Source organism: Phyllobacterium sp. CL33Tsu, from assembly GCF_900113985.1.
GTDB classification, from domain to species: domain Bacteria; phylum Pseudomonadota; class Alphaproteobacteria; order Rhizobiales; family Rhizobiaceae; genus Phyllobacterium; species Phyllobacterium pellucidum.
Genome location: NZ_FORJ01000001.1, coordinates 1,689,279 through 1,708,019 on the forward strand (window position 1 = coordinate 1,689,279; position 18,741 = coordinate 1,708,019).

The window sequence follows — 18,741 nt, forward strand, 5'->3', positions numbered from 1 at the left end:
GCATAATTGGAACCTTTTCTCTTCGACGTTGAGGGGCGGTAGTGTTGACAAACAGCGATAGCTGCGCCACCTGAACGGGATACTTGGAGCGTGATGATGTCTGACTATTATTCCGACCCCTTTCCCCGGCGTCCATCTGTTGGTGTCGATGTCGGCGGCGTAATGGTGGGTGGCGGTGCGCCGATTGTCGTGCAGTCGATGACCAACACGGATACTGCCGACGTCGATGGCACCGTGGCGCAAGTCGCCGCACTGTCGCGTGCCGGATCGCAAATCGTTCGTATCACCGTCGACCGTGACGAATCCGCTGCCGCTGTTCCAAAAATTCGCGAGCGACTCGACAGGCTCGGTCTCCCGGTGCCACTCGTTGGCGATTTTCACTATATCGGCCACAAGCTCCTTGCCGATCACCCGGCTTGCGCGGAGGCGCTGGCCAAATACCGCATCAATCCGGGGAATGTCGGATTCAAGGAAAAGAAGGATGCGCAGTTCGGCGCCATCATCGAGATGGCGATCCGCTACGACAAGCCTGTGCGCATCGGCGTCAACTGGGGTTCGCTCGACCAAGAACTCCTGACGGCGCTCATGGATCAGAATCACAAGGCAGGGGCGCCGCTCACCGCCGAGCAGGTTACCCGCGAGGCGATCGTCCAGTCGGCGTTGATTTCGGCGCAGCTTGCCGAAGAGATCGGCCTTGCCCGATCAAAGATCATTCTCTCCGCGAAGGTCAGCCAGGTACAGGATCTGATTGCAGTCTATGCCGAGCTGGCACGCCGCACGGACCACGCGCTTCACTTGGGCCTGACCGAGGCCGGCATGGGTTCGAAGGGTATTGTCGCATCGTCCGCCTCGCTCGGCATCCTCCTGCAGCAGGGGATTGGCGATACGATCCGCATTTCGCTGACCCCCGCGCCCGGCGGCGACCGCACCCAGGAGGTGCAGGTGGCGCAGGAACTTCTGCAGACCATGGGCTTTCGCCAGTTTATTCCCATCGTCGCTGCCTGCCCCGGCTGCGGACGCACCACGTCTACCGTTTTTCAGGAATTGGCGCAGTCGATTCAAAGCGACATCCGCAAGAACATGCCGATCTGGCGCGAGAAATATCCCGGCGTCGAGGCGCTTAACGTCGCCGTTATGGGGTGCATCGTCAACGGTCCGGGCGAGTCGAAGATGGCCGATATTGGCATATCCCTGCCGGGAACCGGCGAAACGCCGTCAGCGCCTGTATTTGTCGATGGCAAAAAGGTTGCGACGCTGCGCGGTGCCGGCATTGCCGAAGATTTCCAGAAAATGGTCGCCGATTACATCGAAAACCGGTTCGGCCAGCAGTCCGCCGGATCGCACGCCGCCGAATAGATTGCTAACTGCGCCGTTCGGCAATGAAACGGGCAGCGTCCTTTAACAGTGCGGCCGAAGCGCCGTAGGGCGAAAGCAGTTCTTCCGCCTGGGCGACCAGGCCGGCAAGCTGGCGCTTGGTCCAGTCGATCCCATGCAGCGAAACGAGCGTTGCCTTGCCGGCGGCAGCATCCTTGCCGGTCGCCTTGCCCATGCGACTCGCATCGGCGGTCACATCCAGCAAGTCGTCGGCGAGTTGAAAGGCAAGGCCAATAGCCGAGCCATATTCCGCCAGCCGTTCGCGATCCTTCACGCCGGCATTGCCGATAATTGCCCCGGCCTCGCAGGCGAAACGGATGAGCGCGCCGGTCTTCATTGCCTGCAGGCGAATAATGCCTTCCTCATCGGGTTTGACCGTTTCCGCTTCAAGATCAAGCGCCTGCCCCCCGGTCATGCCACCTATGCCGGCAGCGCGCGCCAATTGCGTGATGAGGGCCAGTCGCGCGGACGGAGCAAGCTCGGTCGCCTCGTCCGAAATGAGTTCGAACGCGTAGGTCAGAAGGCTGTCGCCAGCAAGAATGGCGGCGGCTTCATCGAATTTGCGATGCACCGTCGGCTGGCCTCGACGCAAATCGTCATCGTCCATGGCTGGAAGATCGTCATGCACGAGTGAATAGCTGTGAATGCATTCGAGCGCCGCCGCAACGCGCAGGGCCGCGAGGTTGTCCGCTCCGAAAAGTGCTGCACTTTCCATTACAAGGAAGGGGCGCAGCCGCTTGCCCCCATTGAGCACGCCGTGGCGCATCGCGGCCATCAGGCGCGGCGGCCGGCTGATTTCACCGGTGCGCGAGCGATCAGAGAGGAGTTCGCCCAGCAATGCTTCGACTGCCGCCGCCCGCTGCTGCAAGGTAATCTCGAACAATGAAAAGCCCTGATCCGTTATCATCATCCGCCAATGACCGAAAAATTGCGCGCCGGTCAATGGGGCTGGTTGCAACTGCCATCATTTGCTGCGCTGCCGTGTGTGGATAATGCATAAAACTGCAGAATGAATTCCCTTCCGCGGCGCTTTGCTCTATGTCCAAGAAGAGTTTTAGCGCGGACGGACTGAGTGACGAGGGTATTGGTTAGAAACAAGCGGGGGAGAGGTTATCTGGTCGGGCCCGGTCGTTCGCCCGTCGGACGGCTGATACGATACGCCGTCCTTGCCGGCGTTGTTTTGATCATGCTGCCGCTGGTTCTTCTGAGCCTCTATCGTATTCCTTTCGTGCATCCGGTCTCGACGCTCATGGTCAAGGACCTCGTGACGTTTTCAGGTTACGACCGGCGCTGGGTGCCCATCGAGCAAATCTCACCGGTGCTGATCAATTCGGTGATGATGTCTGAAGATGCGCGGTTCTGCTTTCATTCAGGCGTTGACTGGGACGCGCTGAATTCCGTTGTCTCTGATGCGATCGATGGCGAGCAGACCCGCGGCGCTTCGACAATCACCATGCAGACTGCCAAGAACCTTTTCCTCTGGACCAGCCGTTCCTTCATTCGCAAAGGTCTGGAAGTGCCGCTTGCGATGCTGACGGATCTGATCCTGCCCAAGCAGCGGATTATGGAAATCTACCTGAACATCGCAGAATGGGGTCCGGGCATCTACGGCGTCGAAGCAGCGGCACAGCATCATTTCAACACAAGTGCAGCAAAGCTTTCACCGCGCCAGGCAGCCTATCTCGCAGTAACCCTCCCCAATCCGATCGTCCGCAATCCGGCAAAGCCGGGACGCGGCATGCAGACACTCGCGCGGCTCAACGAACGCCGGGCGCGCGGTGCGGGCGCCTATATCGGCTGCGTGAAGTAGTATTGGAGCCACCCCGCACGGCGTCAAACGCACCGGCATCGGCGCTTGCGACAAAAAATATGCGAGTCCTGCTGGTCAAAAGCTCTCAAGCCGTGTATAGCCCCACCCGAACTTTCCGGAATTTTGTCCATTGTGACAGGCTCAAATCGGGCCAGTGCCGGATTTTGACTGATTACTGGAGCTGGAACAATGGCTGTACCTAAACGAAAAACTTCCCCGTCGAAGCGCGGCATGCGCCGTTCCGCTGACGCCCTGACTGCCCCGACCTATGTCGAGGACAAGAATTCCGGCGAACTGCGCCGTCCGCATCACGTCGATCTGAAGACCGGCATGTATCGCGGTCGCCAGGTGTTGACGCCGAAGGAAGGCTGATCGCCTCTTCGATACGCTTGAATAAAAAGACCGGCTTCAGGCCGGTCTTTTTATTTGGGGGGCAGGTTCATTGCAGCAGTGCATGTCGCCGTCGCTGCAGAAATTCGCGCATGGCCGGCACATCGCAAAGGCCAATGGCGCGATCATAGGCGGATCGCGCTTCATCGCCGCGTCCGAGCGACGCCAGCAAGTGTGCTGCAACTGCCCAATAGGGTTGGTAGCTTTTCACTGCCGTGCCGGGAATGCTCTCGATCAGCTTCAAGCCAAGCGCCGGACCGCGGGCCTCAGCAATGGCTGCGGCCCTGCCCACCATCGCTCCGATCGTAGGCGCATGGGCAATAAGACCCTCGTAGAGAAGTGCAATCTCCTCCCAGTCAATGCTCCCGGTTCGCTTGCGCTGGGCGTGAACCGACTGGATTGCCGCTTCGAGCTGAAAGCGACCGACACGGCGGTATGGTGCTGCCGAGCGCAGGAGTTCCTCCGCTTCCTCGATCATCGGATGCGACCAAAGCGTGGTGTCCTGTTCCATAAGCGGAACATAATTGCCAGCGACGTCGCGCCGCGCATTGTGCCGCGATTCACAATAGAGCATGAGCGCCAGCAGGCCGCGCACCTCCGGCTCGCCGGGCATGAACCGCAGAAGCAAGTGGCAGAGCTCCATGGCCTCACGGCCAAGGCCCCTGCTGCGCGGATGGTCGCCCGCGATGTCATCCCAACCGCTGCCGTAGGCGGCGTAGATGGCCTCGATGACAGCATTGAGCCGCTGGGGCAGGTCCACTGCTGCGGGTATCTCGAACTCCATGCCGGCGTCGCGGATCTTGCGCTTGGCGCGGGAAGGCGCTGGCCCACCGCAGCGGGTTGCACCAGAAATGCCGAGCCGATACGCGCAGCATCAAGGCCGAGCAAAGTCTGCAGCATAAGCGGCGTGTGCGCGGCTCGATCGATGGCAGGGTGCGCGCATATGAAGAGCAATTTCAATCGTTCGTCGGGAAAGGACGGCGCGGCATCGGCCATGTCATGCGCCTCCTCGGCAATTGCGAGCAATGTCGGTATCGCAGCAGTCCTGACACGCGTGCGGCGCATCGCATCCGACAGACGGTTGCGTGCTACAGCAAGCAACCAGGCTTCGGGCTTGGCGGGAATGCCATTGCGTGGCCAGTTTTCGAGGGCCGAGGCGAAAGCATCGGCAAGCGCGTCCTCCGCGGCAGTCAGGTCACGCGAACGCGCCGCGAGAAAGACAACGAGCCGGCCGTAGGAATGACGCGCCGCCATCTCGACGACGCGGCGCGTATCCTCATCGCTCATCGGCTTCACATCGGAATGTTTGGCCGAACTTCGACAACGCCGCCCGCCACGGCAGCCGGGGACCGTGCCGCCCAACTGAGCGCGGTATCGAGATCGGGCACGTTGATGATGTAGAAACCGCCGAGCTGTTCCTTGCTGTCGGCATAAGGTCCGTCCTGGACCTGCGGCTGACCACCCCGTAATTTTATCGTGGTCGCCGTCTCAGGTGCCTGAAGTCCGGCGCCAGTGACCATGATGCCAGCCTCCCTCAGGACTTGCGAATAGGCCATCCATCCGGCGACATAGGCCTGCTGTCTCGCTGGGTCTGTTCGCGCCGCATATGCATCTTGCGTCTCATAGGCCAAAATCGTGTAGTTCATGGCTGTTCCTTCCCGGTTATAGCGCAAAGACATGCGCCCGATGCAATGACGGCTCACAGCAGCGCATTTTGACATGAACCGAAGATTTTTCCCGGGCCTATTTGATTTCAATCTCGATGAAGGAATATTCGCCGTCATTGGCGTTAATGACGTCGTGTTCGACGCCCTCCGAGCGAAAATAAGGCACGCCCTTTTTCATGTCCGCAAAGGACTCGCCATCCTTGGTCAGGAGTTTAACCCGTCCGTCCATCATCGGCACGACGACATAATCATGGCCATGCCGGTGCCAGCCCGTATTGTCTCCCGGCGCAAACCGATACTCCGTCACCACAACGCGGTCATTGTCGATGAAGACGGTTGCCTTGGCTGATCCGGACATGCGGTCTAACCCTGGCCGCCATCGGCGACAAAGCCAGCGGCCTCGACGCCGGCGATCGCTGCCGTCTCGTCATTATCGGACGTGTCGCCGCTGATGCCGACTGCGCCAATGACCTCGCCCTTAGCATTCTTGACGAGTACGCCGCCGGCAACCGGAATCACATTTCCGCCGGACGAAGCGACGAGCCCTTCCGTGAAATGCGGACGCTCCTTGGCGAATTTTTCTACGGTACGCGAACCGGCACCGATAGCCAGGGCGCCATAGGCCTTGCCGAAAGCGATCTCAAAGCGGAGCATCGACGAGCCGTCCTGCTTCTGGAAGGCCTTCAGGTGACCGCCCGCGTCGAGAACGGTGACCGAAAGCGGTCGCATTCCGGCCTCGGCGCCTTTGGCCAATGCGGCCTTGATGATGGTATTGGCCTTCGAAAGTGTGATGTATGCCATGATGGTCTCTCTGCGATAGAAGTTCGAATGAAAGCAGGCTCCGGAGCGAAGCCCGTTCTAGAATGAGGCAGGCCTGCTATTTGTCGAGCGAGTCGAGTTTACGCTGCATTGCAGCGATCTGTTCCTTCAACTCGTCGAGGCCGCCGCCATCCTTGCTGGGTTTGTCGGATGCTGCCTCGCCCGCTTCGGGCTCCGGGCCCTTGCCGAGCGGAAAAGGCGTAAACATGCGCATTGCGTTCTGCAGCATTTCAGTGTTGCGCCGCACCTGCTCTTCGACCAGCTTGATAGGGGCGCTGACATTCATCATGTCCATTGGCGTCTTGCCGAAGGCCGCGGTCAACTGCTCGCGCATACGCTCCTGCTCCTTGGCGAAAGCCTGCATGGACTGTTCGAGGAATGTCGGCAAAACCACCTGCATTTGATCGCCGTAGTAGGCAATCAACTGGCGCAGGAACGGGATCGGCAACATGTTCTGCCCATCCTTGTTCTCCAGTTCAAAGATGATCTGCGTCAGAACCGAATGCGTGATGTCCTCCCCCGTCTTCGCATCCTGTACTGTAAAGTCCTCATTGCGCTTGACCATTTCGGCCAGATCCTCAAGCGTCACATAGGTACTCGTGCCGGTATTGTAGAGACGCCGATTGGCATATTTCTTGATCACGACGTCGCCAGTTTTTCCTGCCATTGCTCAACTCCCCAACCTCGCGCCCTCCGCCGAATTTGCGTGCCGGCTTACGGATCAAGCGGGAAGGATAGGGGCAAAGCGCGGCAATTCAAAGAGAATTGTGCAGCGCATCCAACGCGATGCGAGGAAGGTCATGCTGCGCTGCAGCAATGGATAATTTGGCCTTCGGAAACAAATGCCTTGTCAAACGATTGCGGGGAGGGAATTCTGTCGGGGAAGTGTGCTGCACCAACCAGCATGACAAATTTGAGGAGACTTCCCATGAGCCAATCGATCGTCATTGCCAGTGCGGCGCGCACCGCTGTCGGGTCATTCAACGGCGCATTCGCCAATACGCCGGCGCATGAACTTGGTGCTGCCGTCATCAAGGAGGTCCTGGCGCGGGCCGGCGTGGAGGCAGCAGATGTGGATGAAGTCATTCTCGGCCAGGTGCTGACGGCCGGCGAGGGCCAGAACCCTGCGCGTCAGGCAGCCATCGCTGCCGGTATCCCGCAGGAGGCAACCGCCTGGAGCCTCAACCAGGTGTGCGGCTCGGGCCTGCGCGCCGTGGCGCTGGGTATGCAGCAGATTGCAACAGGCGATGCCAATATCATCGTCGCCGGCGGACAGGAATCGATGTCCTTGAGCCCGCACTGCGCGCATCTTCGCGCCGGTGTGAAGATGGGCGACTACAAGATGATCGATACGATGATCAAGGACGGCCTCACCGATGCGTTTCATGGCTATCATATGGGCATCACCGCAGAGAACATTGCCCGCAAGTGGCAGTTGACGCGCGAGGAACAGGACAGTTTCGCCCTCGCCTCGCAGAACAAGGCCGAGGCCGCGCAAAAGGCCGGGAAGTTCAAGGACGAGATCGTTCCCTTCACCATCAAGACGCGCAAAGGCGACGTTGTCGTTGCCGATGACGAATATATTCGCCATGGCGCCACGATGGATGCGCTGACCAAGCTGCGTCCGGCCTTCGACAAGGAAGGCACCGTGACCGCAGGCAACGCCTCCGGGTTGAACGATGGCGCGGCCGCCGTCGTACTGATGACGGAGGAAGAAGCCAATCGCCGTGGTATCAAGCCGCTTGCCCGTATCGCTTCCTGGGCGACCGCCGGCGTTGACCCGGCAATCATGGGAACCGGGCCGATCCCTGCCTCGCGCAAGGCGCTGGAGAAAGCCGGCTGGAAAGCCGAGGATCTCGACCTGGTCGAAGCCAACGAGGCATTTGCTGCGCAGGCCTGCGCCGTCAACAAGGACCTCGGCTTCAATCCCGATATCGTCAACGTCAATGGCGGCGCCATTGCGATCGGACATCCGATCGGCGCTTCGGGTGCGCGCATTCTCAATACGCTGCTTTTTGAGCTCAAGCGCCGTAACGGCACGAAGGGGCTCGCAACCCTTTGCATCGGCGGCGGCATGGGCGTTGCACTCTGCATCGAACGCCTCAAGGACTAATCCGCTGAGGACCGGCGCGCATTTGACGGGCCGGTCCATTTCGCACGGTGGGTAGGCCCTGCGCTTTCGATTTTCTCAACATTTTCTTGATTGGCATAAATACGTTTAAGGGAGGGCGACAATGACAAAAACAGCAATCGTAACGGGCGGAACACGTGGCATCGGCGCTGCCATAAGCATTGCGCTGAAGAAGGCCGGCTATAATGTTGCGGCAAACTACGCCGGCAATGACGAAGCGGCGCAGAAATTCAGCAAGGAAACCGGCATACCGGCCTACAAATGGGACGTTTCCAACTACGAGGAATGCGCAGCGGGCATAGCCAAGATCGAGGCCGATCTCGGCCCGGTCGCCGTTCTCGTCAACAATGCCGGCATCACGCGCGATGCAATGTTCCACAAGATGACGCCGGCGCAGTGGAATGACGTCATCAATACGAACCTTACGGGCCTCTTCAACATGACGCACCCGGCGTGGAACGGCATGCGTGACCGCAAATTTGGGCGGGTGATCAACATATCGTCGATCAACGGCCAGAAGGGCCAGGCAGGACAGGCAAATTATTCAGCGTCGAAGGCAGGCGATATCGGTTTCACCAAGGCGCTGGCCCAGGAGGGCGCGCGCGCCGGCATCACCGTCAACGCCATCTGCCCGGGTTATATCGGCACGGAGATGGTGCGCGCGATCGACGAGAAGGTGCTCAACGAGCGCATCATTCCGCAAATCCCGGTCGGCCGTCTCGGCGAGCCGGAGGAAGTCGCGCGTTGCGTGGTGTTCCTGGCATCGGACGATGCCGGCTTCATCACCGGCTCCACGATCTCGGCGAATGGCGGACAATATTTCAGCTGATCCTGCCAAAGAGTGTCGCGCGGTCTCGCGCGACACTCTTCATTCGCAAGCCCTGAATCTTCTCCTAACAGCGATGTCGTACTTGCGTAACAAGGCGCGAAACGACAGGGCTTTACCTGGCCGTTGCGCGCTTCCAGTCGGATTCGCAGGAGTAAAACCACACGCAGTACTTTTCTGCTCGAATTTCTAATAACTTATTGAATTAAAAGCCGTATTTTATTCAATCGGGCGTCTTTCATTCTGGCATTTCGTTAATGCAGATGCCACAGGACTGCTCATCCCGGCAAAAGCCGATTCAGCATTTAGCTGGACTCGGATTGCAAAAATCTACATATTGCCGTGAACAAATCAGGAATCTCATCCTAGAGCTGATTCGTAGCTGATTCGTTCTTCTCGCGTTCTATTTCTTAATGGAAGACTCCGTGAATCGGTTCATGATTGTTTATCCGGTCGCCCCCGCATACTTTCTGTCGGACGTTGAAAGTGCTACGCGGAAAAGCATGCCCGGCTACTACTCACTCACCTGATTGGGCCTTGGTACCGGTATTGGAATGTAGTTGATGAACCTTATGCCCACCTCTGAACTTCCTCTCGTCCTGACGGGCCGTGACGTTACGGCCGTACTCGGACCGACAAATACGGGAAAGACGCATCTCGCCATCGAACGGATGCTATCGCACCAGACCGGGATGATCGGCCTGCCGCTGCGGCTGCTCGCGCGCGAGGTCTATAACCGCGTGGTGCAGCGCGTCGGCGTGGCAAACGTTGCGCTGATAACGGGCGAGGAAAAAATCAATCCAGTCGGCGCGCGCTATTCGGTCTGCACAGTGGAAGCCATGCCGCGCCAGACCGACATGGATTTCGTCGCCATCGACGAGGTGCAGCTCGCCAATGATCTCGAGCGCGGGCACATATTCACCGATCGCATCCTGCATTTGCGCGGGCGCCAGGAAACATTGTTGCTCGGCGCCGCCACTATGCGCGGTATTCTCGAAAAGCTCCTGCGCGGCATTTCCGTCGTCACGCGGCCGCGGCTTTCCAACCTTACCTATGCGGGATCGAAGAAGATTACCCGCCTGCCGCCGCGCACCGCGGTCGTAGCCTTCGCGGCCGAGGAGGTCTACGCGATCGCCGAACTCATCCGGCGCCAGAACGGCGGCGCTGCCGTGGTGATGGGGGCCTTGAGTCCCCGAACGCGCAATGCGCAGGTCGAAATCTACCAGTCGGGCGATGTCGACTATCTGGTCGCGACCGACGCGATCGGCATGGGTCTCAACCTCGATGTCGACCATGTCGCCTTCGCCCAGGACCGGAAATTCGACGGCTATCAGTTCCGCAACCTTTCGTCTGCCGAGATCGGCCAGATTGCCGGACGAGCCGGGCGGCACCTGCGCGACGGTACCTTTGGCGTCACGGGCGCAATTTCCGGTTTTTCCGAGGAGCTGGTGCAACGCGTCGAGTCGCACACATTCGACCCGGTCAAGATATTGCAGTGGCGGACGGCCCGTTTCGACTATTCGAGCATCGCCGCGCTGAAACGCTCGATCGAGACACCGGCACCGATCGAGGGGTTGACGCGTGCGCTCCCCGCCGTCGACCAGCAAGCGCTCGAGTTTCTTTCGGCCGATCCCGACGTTGCCCCGCTTGCCAATACGCCGGAGCGCGTGGCGCTGTTGTGGGATGCCTGCGCGCTTCCCGACTACCGCAAGATCGCGCCGGCGCAGCATGCCGACATCATCGCGTCGGTCTATACCGATCTCGTCGAATTCGGTCATGTAAACGAGAATTACATGGCCGAAGAGGTGCGCCGGGCCGATTCCACGGACGGTGACATTGACGCTCTTTCACGCAGGATCGCCCAGATCAGAACGTGGACTTTTGTGTCGCACAGGCCCGGATGGCTGGCAGATCCGACACATTGGCAAGAAAAGACGCGTGAAATTGAGGACAGACTATCCGATGCACTGCATGAACGGTTGACGAAACGCTTCGTAGACCGCAGGACAAGCGTGCTTATGAGGCGCCTGAGAGAGAATACAATGCTAGAAGCCGAAATCAGCCCTGCCGGGGACGTCGTTGTCGAAGGGCACCATGTTGGACGCCTGGACGGATTCCGTTTCACAACGGACGCACAGGTCGAGGGAACGGATGCCAAAGCCCTCCGGGCAGCCGCGCAAAAAGCCCTGGCCGCGGAGTTCGAAAGCCGGGCAGAGCGCTTTGCCGCGTCTGCCAATGGCGACTTCGCCCTCGGGTCGGATGGAACCCTGCGCTGGATAGGCGCCCCGATCGCGTCGGTGGTGCCGGGCGAGCAGGCGCTCAAGCCGCGCGCCGTCCTTCTGGCGGATGAGCAATTGACGGGTCCGGCGCGCGATAAGGTTGCCGCGCGCGTCGATCGTTTCCTGGCGCATCATATCGAGACGGTCCTCAAGCCGCTGGTTGATCTCGCCAATGCCGATGCGCTCGTCGGTATCACCAAGGGACTTGCCTTCCAGCTCGTCGAAAATTTCGGTGTCCTGCAGCGCCGCGATGTTGCTGACGACGTTCGCGGCCTCGATCAGGACTCGCGCGCTGCGCTTCGCAGGCTCGGGGTGCGGTTCGGCGCGTACCACGTCTTCCTGCCACTGCTCTTGAAGCCCGCTCCGGCCGGCCTGTTGACGCTGCTCTGGGCGCTCAAGGAAGACGCCAAGGATCGTCCAGGTTATGGCGACGTCGTACAGGTGCTCGCAGCCGGCCGCACCTCGGTCGTCACCGATGCAAGCTTTGATCCTGCATTCTACCGCCTTGCCGGTTACCGGCTGCTTGGCCGCCGCGCGGTTCGCATCGATATTCTCGAACGGCTTGCTGATCTTATTCGCCCGGCTCTCGGCTGGAAGCCTGGAACCGGCACGCGTCCGGATGGCGCTTACGATGGGACGCGCTTCGTCGTAACCCCGGCAATGATGTCGATTCTTGGCGCGACTGCCGACGACATGGAAGAGATTCTGAAGAATCTCGGCTACCGTGCGGAAGCGACCGACGCCGCAGCAGTCGCCGCCAAGCTCGTCGAGCTCGATGCGGCCCCCGTGCCCGCGCAAGAAGCGGCTCCGGCTGCGGAAGGTGGCGCAGCCGAAGCAACGGCAGAACCGGTTGCAGCCGATGCTGTCGAGGCAGAGCACGCCGCATCCGAAGCCACGTCGACAGTAGCTGAACCCGCTGCCGCACCGGCAGAGACCACGGTTGTCGCCAGCGCTCCCGCAGAAGCGGCGGAAACTGTAGAGGCTGCACCGAGCGCCCCCGAAGAGGCGCCAAAGCCAATTCTTTTGTGGCGGCAGGCCCGTTTCGATGGCCGCGGCAATCGCGGCAATCAGGAAAAGCGCGGCAACGCCCGTGCGGAAGCCCGGGGCAACAACCAGGCCGAGCAACGCGGCCCTCGCCCGGCAAACAACGAGAATGTGCGGCCCGAGCGGAGCGAGCGCAAGGAACATTTCCGTGGCAAGGGCAAGCCCGGAGGCAATGATCGCTTCAAGAACGAAGGCGGCAAGCCCAACAACGGCAAGCCGCAGCATGGCAAGCGTCCCGAGCGTGAGGAGCGGCCAGTCAAGATCGACATGGATTCGCCCTTTGCCAAGCTCCTTGCCTTGAAGGAGCAACTGAAAAAATAGGATGTCGGACCGCCAGCGCATCGACAAGTGGCTATTCTTCGCGCGGGTCGTCAAATCCCGTTCCCTCGCAGCGAAGCTTGTCTCGGGCGGTGGCGTTCGCGTCAACAAGGACAAAGTCGACCAGCCGTCGCATGGCGTCAAAGCGGGCGATGTGCTGACGATTACGCTTGATCGGCGCATACTCATCTATCGAGTGCTCGATGGCGGACAAAGACGCGGCCCGGCCGAAGAAGCGCGCACGCTCTATGAGGATATGTCGCCGCCGCCAGTGCCTAAAGGCGATGTGAGCAAACTCGACTTGCTGCCGAAACGCGACGTCGGCAGCGGGCGCCCGACAAAGCGCGAACGCCGGCAGGTGGATCGCCTGATGGATGGCATCGACGACGACCGCGACAATTGACGGCTCAATTGCAAGTATTGACGGCCACGTCGAAATAATCTCCACCAAAGGCCGCACAGCTAAAATATTATTCCGCAATCTGCGCTAGCAAAGGATGCTGGTTGCTTGTTGACGGGCCTGCCCGGTGCGAAGAAAGGCGGCGCGCATACTTGGATTTGCCCTTGGCCAGGTTGGATGGAGTTCGTTTCCGCGACTTAGACCTTTGACGGGGCGCGTTCTGGTGCCGCAGCCGATTTTCCCCTCTTGTCAGCCCGGCGCCAAATCGTTACCTCAACCGCTGACACACTGAGTGTGGTGTCTTCAGGAGCCTGCAAATGACTTACGTTGTGACCGATAACTGCATCCGCTGCAAATATATGGATTGCGTTGAGGTCTGTCCGGTCGATTGTTTCTATGAAGGCGAAAATATGCTCGTCATTCATCCTGACGAATGCATCGATTGCGGCGTGTGCGAACCTGAATGTCCGGCGGAAGCGATCAAGCCGGATACCGAGCCGGGTCTCGATAGCTGGCTGCAGATTAACGCGGAATATGCCGACAAGTGGCCTAATATCTCGCAGAAGCGCGATGCACCTGCCGATGCGAAGGAGATGGACGGCGTCGAAGGCAAGTTTGAAAAATTCTTTTCAGCCGAGCCCGGCGAAGGCGATTGAATCGTTCCCGAATCCTGTGTTTGCAAGACTTGATTTGCTGCAATTTTCAAGACTTGCATTCTGACTATTTTTGAGCAAGTGCAGCAAAAAGTTGATTCTAATCACTTTTCATGTTATGGTCCTTTGATATGTTGATCATTGGACGTCAATTTCGTGGCGCTAAAGCATAAATCACCAATCGGCTAGATTTATTTCGGACCTAACAGTTCAGGGTGTGGTTGTTTGTGTGCCTCAGCCCGCTGGTTCGTCCGGATTGCTTTTGCGTGAACATATTGACGGCCGACAGACCGGTAATCCGGGTCCAGTGGTTGGTTCTAGCCGGTGCGTTTTGCCGGGCGCAACAAGGAGTTATTAAGCGAATGACAGCAGTTCAGCAGAAGAAAGCCGCCCAGCGTATTGGATTTAAAACGGGTGAATTTATTGTATATCCTGCCCACGGTGTAGGCCAGATCGTAAATATTGAAGAACAGGAAGTTGCAGGCCACAAGCTCGAACTCTTCGTCATCGATTTCCAGAAAGACAAGATGCGTTTGAAGGTACCGGTTGCCAAGGCGACTGCCATCGGCATGCGCAAGCTATCCGAGACCGATTATGTCGATCGCGCATTGAAGGTTGTCCAGGGCCGCGCCCGTATCAAGCGCACCATGTGGTCGCGCCGCGCGCAGGAATATGATGCAAAGATCAATTCCGGCGACCTTATTTCGATTTCGGAAGTCGTGCGCGACCTTTTCCGCGCAGACAATCAGCCTGAACAGTCTTATTCGGAACGCCAGCTTTACGAAGCTGCGCTCGACCGCATGGCGCGTGAAATTTCCGCCGTCAACAAGATGTCGGAAACAGAAGCCGTCCGGCTGATCGAGGTTAACCTCGCCAAGGGCCCGAAGCGCGGTGCGAAGGCTGAAGAAGCCGATGCCGATGCTGACATCGCCGTCGAAGACGAACAGGAAGAAGCGGCATAAGCTGTTTTTTCATCGATCGTAAAAAGCCCGGCAATGCCGGGCTTTTTTATTGTCATTCGCTGATGATCTTGACCTTGTCGCCGACGGAGACGGTGCCGCCTGGCGGCAGTGCATTGATCAGGCGGAAGAGATCGAGCTTGCGATCCGTCCCCATGATCTGATTGGAAAGGCTTACGAGCGTGTCACCGGGCTTGACGATGACGACCCGGATACGCAGCGGCTTGATGCTCGCCTTTTCCTGCGTGGTGAGCAGGCGGAAGCTCTGGATAACGGTCTGTGACGCAGGGTTGAGCGCGGCGCTTCCGGCCGGCGCGGCGGTCAGGAACCGGTAAATGCGGTTGCCGGCGTTGACGACGAAGATGTCGAACTCCCAGCGGTCCGCCCGTGCCTTCGCCGTCGCTGCGGGCATGCCATTGAAAGTCGTCGCGGTGACGCTCGCATTGTCGAGCCCGGTGACCCAGCCACTGCGCATATAGTCCGTCATCGAAGGGTTACCGGAGACCTGCGTTCCATCGAACCTGATGGCCACTTCGCCGGGGCCGGTTGCCATAACCGCATCGGCGCTGTTGTCGATGACGAAGCCTTCCGGCACTGTGAAGCTCACGCCAAGCAGCGGGTGAACGAAGCTGCGGCCGCGGACAAAACCCTCCTCGGGCGTATCGCCATAGAGGATGCCGTCGATGCCTTGCAGGAATGAATCGCGATCGGTGGTGCCGACGCCGGGGGCCCCAACCCGCCGGGCGTGGCCGCGGGCAAGCTCGATGCGCTGTGGCGCGGACGGGTGGCTCGCCAAAAAGTCGAGACTGGCGTCCGTCGCCCCGGAAACGCTGCGGAAATCCGCATAGGAGGCCATGGATTGCAGGAAGCGAGCGGCGGCAAACGGGTCATAGCCTGCCTCGCCGATCATCTTGATGCCGATCGCATCGGCCTGCAATTCTTGGTTGCGTGAGAATTGCGCCATGCGCAGCTTGCCGCGAATGAGGGCCTCGCGACCGGCGCTATCGTCCTGGAGGACTTCCGAGACGACACGTCCGGCAATCTGCGCTTCCTGTTCGCGCTGCTGCCGCTCGATGCCATGGTTGGCGATGACGTGACCCATTTCGTGGGCAATGACGGCGGCAAGCTCGGCGCTGTCATTTGCAAGCGCAAGCAGGCCGCGCGTCACGTAGAGATAGCCGCCGGGCAAGGCGAAAGCATTGATGTTAGGCGAGTTCAGAATGGTGATGCGGTATGTATGGGTCGGATTGTCGGACACGGTGGTCAGGTTGCCGACGACCTTCGCAACCATGCGCTCAAGCTTGGCATCCTTGTACTCGCCGCCATAGGTTGCAAGGATGCGCGGATGCTGTTCGGCGCTGAGCTTTGCCAGCCGGTCGTTCTTGCTGACATTGTCCACGGTCACGGGGTTGGAGGAGGGGCCAATGGCGTCCTCCTTGGTCACGCTCAGCACCTGGCAACCTGACAAAAAGGCGAGCAGCAGCGTTGCCGACGCAAGATTCCTGCGGCGGGTGGCGGGAGGGAACCATCCGTGGCTCAATTGCAGATCGTGCGGACCCAGAATCATATCCTCGTTGTCATCGCGAAGCAGCAGACTCGCGTACCATCCTTCTTGCTATCCCGATGAACTGTCCTGAGCAAGAATTTCATGGTTTTTTCTTAAGTAAGCCAAGGCGTCGAAAATATGTCAAAGGTCAGAGTCTTTCGCACCGAGGTATTTCCGCAACAGCGATGGTCCCTGTTCGGATAAAAGTTCCTGTGCGGGTCCTTTGGCCGCGACCGTGCCATTGTCGAGAAAGACCAGGATTGACCCCATGCGCAGCGCATCGTCAGGATGATGCGTGACCATGACCACGGTCATTGCGGTTTCGCGCTGCAGGGTTTCGACGAGGTCAAGCATTTCATGGCGCAGCGCCGGGCCCAGCGACGCAAAAGCTTCGTCGAGCAGAAGTACCGGCCGCTTTCGCACCAGAGCCCGCGCAATGGCGACGCGTTGGCGCTCGCCGCCGGACAAGGCTTCAGGCTTCCTTTGCTCCTTGCCGGCGAGACCGACCTTGCGGATTGCTTCCATGATTGTGGCACGGTCGGCGTCGTCAAGGCGCAAATCCGGCCGACGGCCCAGTCCGACGTTGGCCGCGACATCGAGATGAGCAAACAGATTATTTTCCTGAAACACCATCGAGACGGGCCGCTCGGCAGGCGCGGCGTGGGTCACGTCCTTGCCCTCGATGAAAATGCGTCCAGACTTTGCCGGCTCGAAGCCGGCGATGAGGTTAAGCAGCGTCGATTTCCCCGATCCGCTCGGCCCGATGATGGTGACGATGGAGGAAGGCTCGATGACAAGGTCGAAATGCATCGCCATCTCGCCATAATCGAAATCCACCGATTCAAGGCGGATTTCCGCGCCATGCCGCGATCCTTCACTGGTGTGTTCAACCATCGCTACGCACCTCGCGTGTCTTCAGGCGGTTGGCGCCCCTGTCAGCAAGGATCATCAGGAGCAGGCACAGGCAGCCGAGTATCAGGGCGAGACCGGCCGCATCCTGAGTGCGATAGCTGCCCATGCGCTGCAACAGGAGGTAGGGCAGCGTCTGGACAGCGTCATTTCCGAAAAGCGCGATCGTTCCGAGATCGCCGAGCGAAAGCGCCATTGCGAATGCAAAGGCAATCCACAAGGGCTGCCGCAATACCGGCCAGTCGATGAGGCGGAGCCTGTTCCATCCCCTGATGCCCAGTTCGGCGCAGAGCCGGTTATGGCGGCTCGCCGCCGTATCCCAGGCCGGTCGCAGAATGCGGTATGCAAATGGAATTGCCATCGCCGCATTGACGCTGACGACCATGAACGGCGCAAGCCTGAACGGGTCTACGAAATGGCGCGACAGGATGAACCACCCCGCTCCGATGACGATCGGTGGCACAACCATGATGAGGCTGGCGCCAAGGTCAAGGGCGCGTTCAAAAATGCCGGGCGTTCCGTAACGGCGGCGGTTTGCGATGTCCTCGCGTGCCGTAACGAGGACGAGCGAAATCAGCGTTGCGAGAAGGCCGGCGCCAGCGCCAAGGCCGAGGCTGGTTAGGATTGCCCGCCACACCTGCGTTTCGCCCAGCAGACGCGAAAGATCGGCAGAAAGACCGGAAACCACGGTGCCTGCCATTGGCAATCCGACGAAGAGCACGCTGACGAAAATGAGAATAGCATCCAACGACCTTGCACGGGCAGAAGGCCTATCGAAGCGGCGGGCCGTCGTGCGCAGGCTGAAACCCTCCTCCGTAGGACGGCCGGCCATGCTGAGGAGCAAAAGTACCGCGACCGTCAGGGTCAGCTGCAACAGGGTGAGCGATACGGCGCGCGCGATATCGAAGTCGAAGTGGAGCGCCTGGTAGATCGCCACTTCCAGCGTTGTCGCGCGCGGCCCGCCGCCAAGCGTCAGCACGATGGTGAAAGACGTAATACACAGCATGAAGATCAGCCCGGCAATGCCGGCAAGATTGCGCCGTATTACCGGCCATTCGATCAGGCGAAACTGCGCCAATGCGCGCATGCCGAGCTGAGCGGAGAGCTTCCAGTAATCTTCCGGAATTGAATCGAGGCTGGCGAGAATGAACCGCGTTGCCAGCGGCAGGTTGAAGAACACGTGGGCGATCAGAATGCCAGTGAGGCCGTAGATGTTCGGTATGATTTCAAAGCCGGATTGCGCAAGCAGTGCAGCGAGAAGGCCGTTGCGTCCGTAAATGCTGGTGATCCCGAGCACAGCGACAAGCGCGGGCAGGGCTAGGGGCAGGGCGAAAAGGCGCAAGATCATCGGCCGCCCCGGAAAATCAGGATTGGCATGGAGGGCCCGGGCCAGCGGGATGGCAAAGGCGATCGAGAGCAGCATTGAAAGAACGGCCTGCAACAGGGTGAAGCGTGCAACTCTCCACAAATAGCTGTCGAATGCAGCAAAGCCTTCGGTATTGCCACGCAATGCCTCGCTCAGGAGACCGAGCAAGGCTCCCCCCGCAAGCAGGGCGAGAAAGGCCAGGGCGAGTGCCCCGGCCAAAGGTTTGAGGGAGATGGTGGGCGTCAATGCG

18 protein-coding genes and 1 pseudogene are annotated in these 18,741 nt (G+C 59.6%); 9 read left to right on the plus strand and 10 right to left on the minus strand.

The genetic code is table 11. From position 1 onward, the window contains the following. The first annotated feature begins 93 nt into the window (after nt 1-93). A complete protein-coding gene (gene ispG / locus BM074_RS08210) occupies nt 94-1,356 on the plus strand; it encodes a flavodoxin-dependent (E)-4-hydroxy-3-methylbut-2-enyl-diphosphate synthase (protein WP_091921004.1) in 1,263 nt (420 codons plus the stop codon). Between the two features lie 4 nt (nt 1,357-1,360). Here the strand turns inward: ispG and BM074_RS08215 are convergent, their stop codons facing one another. Next, nucleotides 1,361-2,281: a polyprenyl synthetase family protein gene (locus BM074_RS08215; RefSeq protein ID WP_091921565.1), complete on the minus strand. Its 921-nt coding sequence runs from the start codon at nt 2,279-2,281 to the stop codon at nt 1,361-1,363. A 207-nt stretch (nt 2,282-2,488) separates the two neighbouring features. Between BM074_RS08215 and mtgA the strand changes: the two genes are divergently transcribed. Together mtgA and rpmF are read left to right on the plus strand one after the other, a co-directional pair. Next, nucleotides 2,489-3,184 carry a monofunctional biosynthetic peptidoglycan transglycosylase gene (mtgA, locus tag BM074_RS08220; protein ID WP_027231147.1) on the plus strand — a complete coding sequence of 232 codons (696 nt, stop codon included), beginning with the start codon at nt 2,489-2,491 and terminating at the stop codon, nt 3,182-3,184. A 189-nt stretch (nt 3,185-3,373) separates the two neighbouring features. Further along, nucleotides 3,374-3,556, plus strand: a complete 183-nt coding sequence (gene rpmF, locus BM074_RS08225) for a 50S ribosomal protein L32 (protein ID WP_027231148.1) — start codon at nt 3,374-3,376, stop codon at nt 3,554-3,556. Nucleotides 3,557-3,623: 67 nt separating this feature from the next. Here rpmF and BM074_RS23465 read toward each other — a convergent pair whose 3' ends face one another. The 6 genes and pseudogenes from BM074_RS23465 to phaR all read right to left on the minus strand — a co-directional run bounded on the left by BM074_RS23465 (nt 3,624) and on the right by phaR (nt 6,727). Beyond that, a complete protein-coding gene (locus BM074_RS23465; RefSeq protein ID WP_348271655.1) occupies nt 3,624-4,358 on the minus strand; it encodes an RNA polymerase sigma factor in 735 nt (244 codons plus the stop codon). A 326-nt stretch (nt 4,359-4,684) separates the two neighbouring features. After that, a pseudogene (locus BM074_RS23470) lies at nt 4,685-4,861 on the minus strand (RNA polymerase subunit sigma-70); the annotation flags it as partial. A gap of 5 nt (nt 4,862-4,866) precedes the next feature. Beyond that, nucleotides 4,867-5,220 carry a YciI family protein gene (locus BM074_RS08235; protein WP_091921005.1) on the minus strand — a complete coding sequence of 118 codons (354 nt, stop codon included), beginning with the start codon at nt 5,218-5,220 and terminating at the stop codon, nt 4,867-4,869. A 97-nt stretch (nt 5,221-5,317) separates the two neighbouring features. Continuing rightward, a complete protein-coding gene (locus BM074_RS08240; protein ID WP_027231151.1) occupies nt 5,318-5,599 on the minus strand; it encodes a cupin domain-containing protein in 282 nt (93 codons plus the stop codon). Nucleotides 5,600-5,604: 5 nt separating this feature from the next. Further along, nucleotides 5,605-6,042: a GlcG/HbpS family heme-binding protein gene (locus BM074_RS08245; RefSeq protein ID WP_091921007.1), complete on the minus strand. Its 438-nt coding sequence runs from the start codon at nt 6,040-6,042 to the stop codon at nt 5,605-5,607. Between the two features lie 76 nt (nt 6,043-6,118). After that, nucleotides 6,119-6,727, minus strand: a complete 609-nt coding sequence (gene phaR, locus BM074_RS08250) for a polyhydroxyalkanoate synthesis repressor PhaR (RefSeq protein WP_091921009.1) — start codon at nt 6,725-6,727, stop codon at nt 6,119-6,121. Between the two features lie 261 nt (nt 6,728-6,988). On the opposite strand from phaR, the gene BM074_RS08255 reads away from it, so the two are divergent. From BM074_RS08255 to BM074_RS08280, 6 genes are all read left to right on the plus strand, one after another. Then, a complete protein-coding gene (locus BM074_RS08255) occupies nt 6,989-8,173 on the plus strand; it encodes an acetyl-CoA C-acetyltransferase (RefSeq protein ID WP_027231154.1) in 1,185 nt (394 codons plus the stop codon). A 121-nt stretch (nt 8,174-8,294) separates the two neighbouring features. Beyond that, nucleotides 8,295-9,020: a beta-ketoacyl-ACP reductase gene (locus BM074_RS08260; RefSeq protein ID WP_027231155.1), complete on the plus strand. Its 726-nt coding sequence runs from the start codon at nt 8,295-8,297 to the stop codon at nt 9,018-9,020. Between the two features lie 560 nt (nt 9,021-9,580). After that, a complete protein-coding gene (locus tag BM074_RS08265) occupies nt 9,581-12,661 on the plus strand; it encodes a helicase-related protein (RefSeq protein ID WP_091921011.1) in 3,081 nt (1,026 codons plus the stop codon). A 1-nt stretch (nt 12,662) separates the two neighbouring features. Then, a complete protein-coding gene (locus tag BM074_RS08270) occupies nt 12,663-13,061 on the plus strand; it encodes an RNA-binding S4 domain-containing protein (RefSeq protein ID WP_091921013.1) in 399 nt (132 codons plus the stop codon). Between the two features lie 314 nt (nt 13,062-13,375). Next, entirely contained in the window at nt 13,376-13,714 is a 339-nt protein-coding gene (gene fdxA / locus BM074_RS08275) for a ferredoxin FdxA (RefSeq protein WP_027231158.1), read from the plus strand. Nucleotides 13,715-14,073: 359 nt separating this feature from the next. Continuing rightward, nucleotides 14,074-14,673: a CarD family transcriptional regulator gene (locus BM074_RS08280; RefSeq protein ID WP_027231159.1), complete on the plus strand. Its 600-nt coding sequence runs from the start codon at nt 14,074-14,076 to the stop codon at nt 14,671-14,673. A gap of 52 nt (nt 14,674-14,725) precedes the next feature. Here the strand turns inward: BM074_RS08280 and BM074_RS08285 are convergent, their stop codons facing one another. The 3 genes from BM074_RS08285 to thiP all read right to left on the minus strand — a co-directional run bounded on the left by BM074_RS08285 (nt 14,726) and on the right by thiP (nt 18,737). Beyond that, on the minus strand, nt 14,726-16,153 hold the full coding sequence (locus tag BM074_RS08285; RefSeq protein ID WP_027231160.1) for a M48 family metalloprotease: 1,428 nt from the start codon (nt 16,151-16,153) through the stop codon (nt 14,726-14,728). A gap of 204 nt (nt 16,154-16,357) precedes the next feature. Beyond that, a complete protein-coding gene (gene thiQ, locus BM074_RS08290) occupies nt 16,358-17,110 on the minus strand; it encodes a thiamine ABC transporter ATP-binding protein (RefSeq protein WP_091921015.1) in 753 nt (250 codons plus the stop codon). Further along, nucleotides 17,103-18,737 carry a thiamine/thiamine pyrophosphate ABC transporter permease gene (gene thiP / locus BM074_RS08295; protein ID WP_091921017.1) on the minus strand — a complete coding sequence of 545 codons (1,635 nt, stop codon included), beginning with the start codon at nt 18,735-18,737 and terminating at the stop codon, nt 17,103-17,105. Before thiP ends, thiQ begins: the two co-directional genes overlap by 8 nt. Between the last annotated feature and the right edge of the window lie 4 nt (nt 18,738-18,741).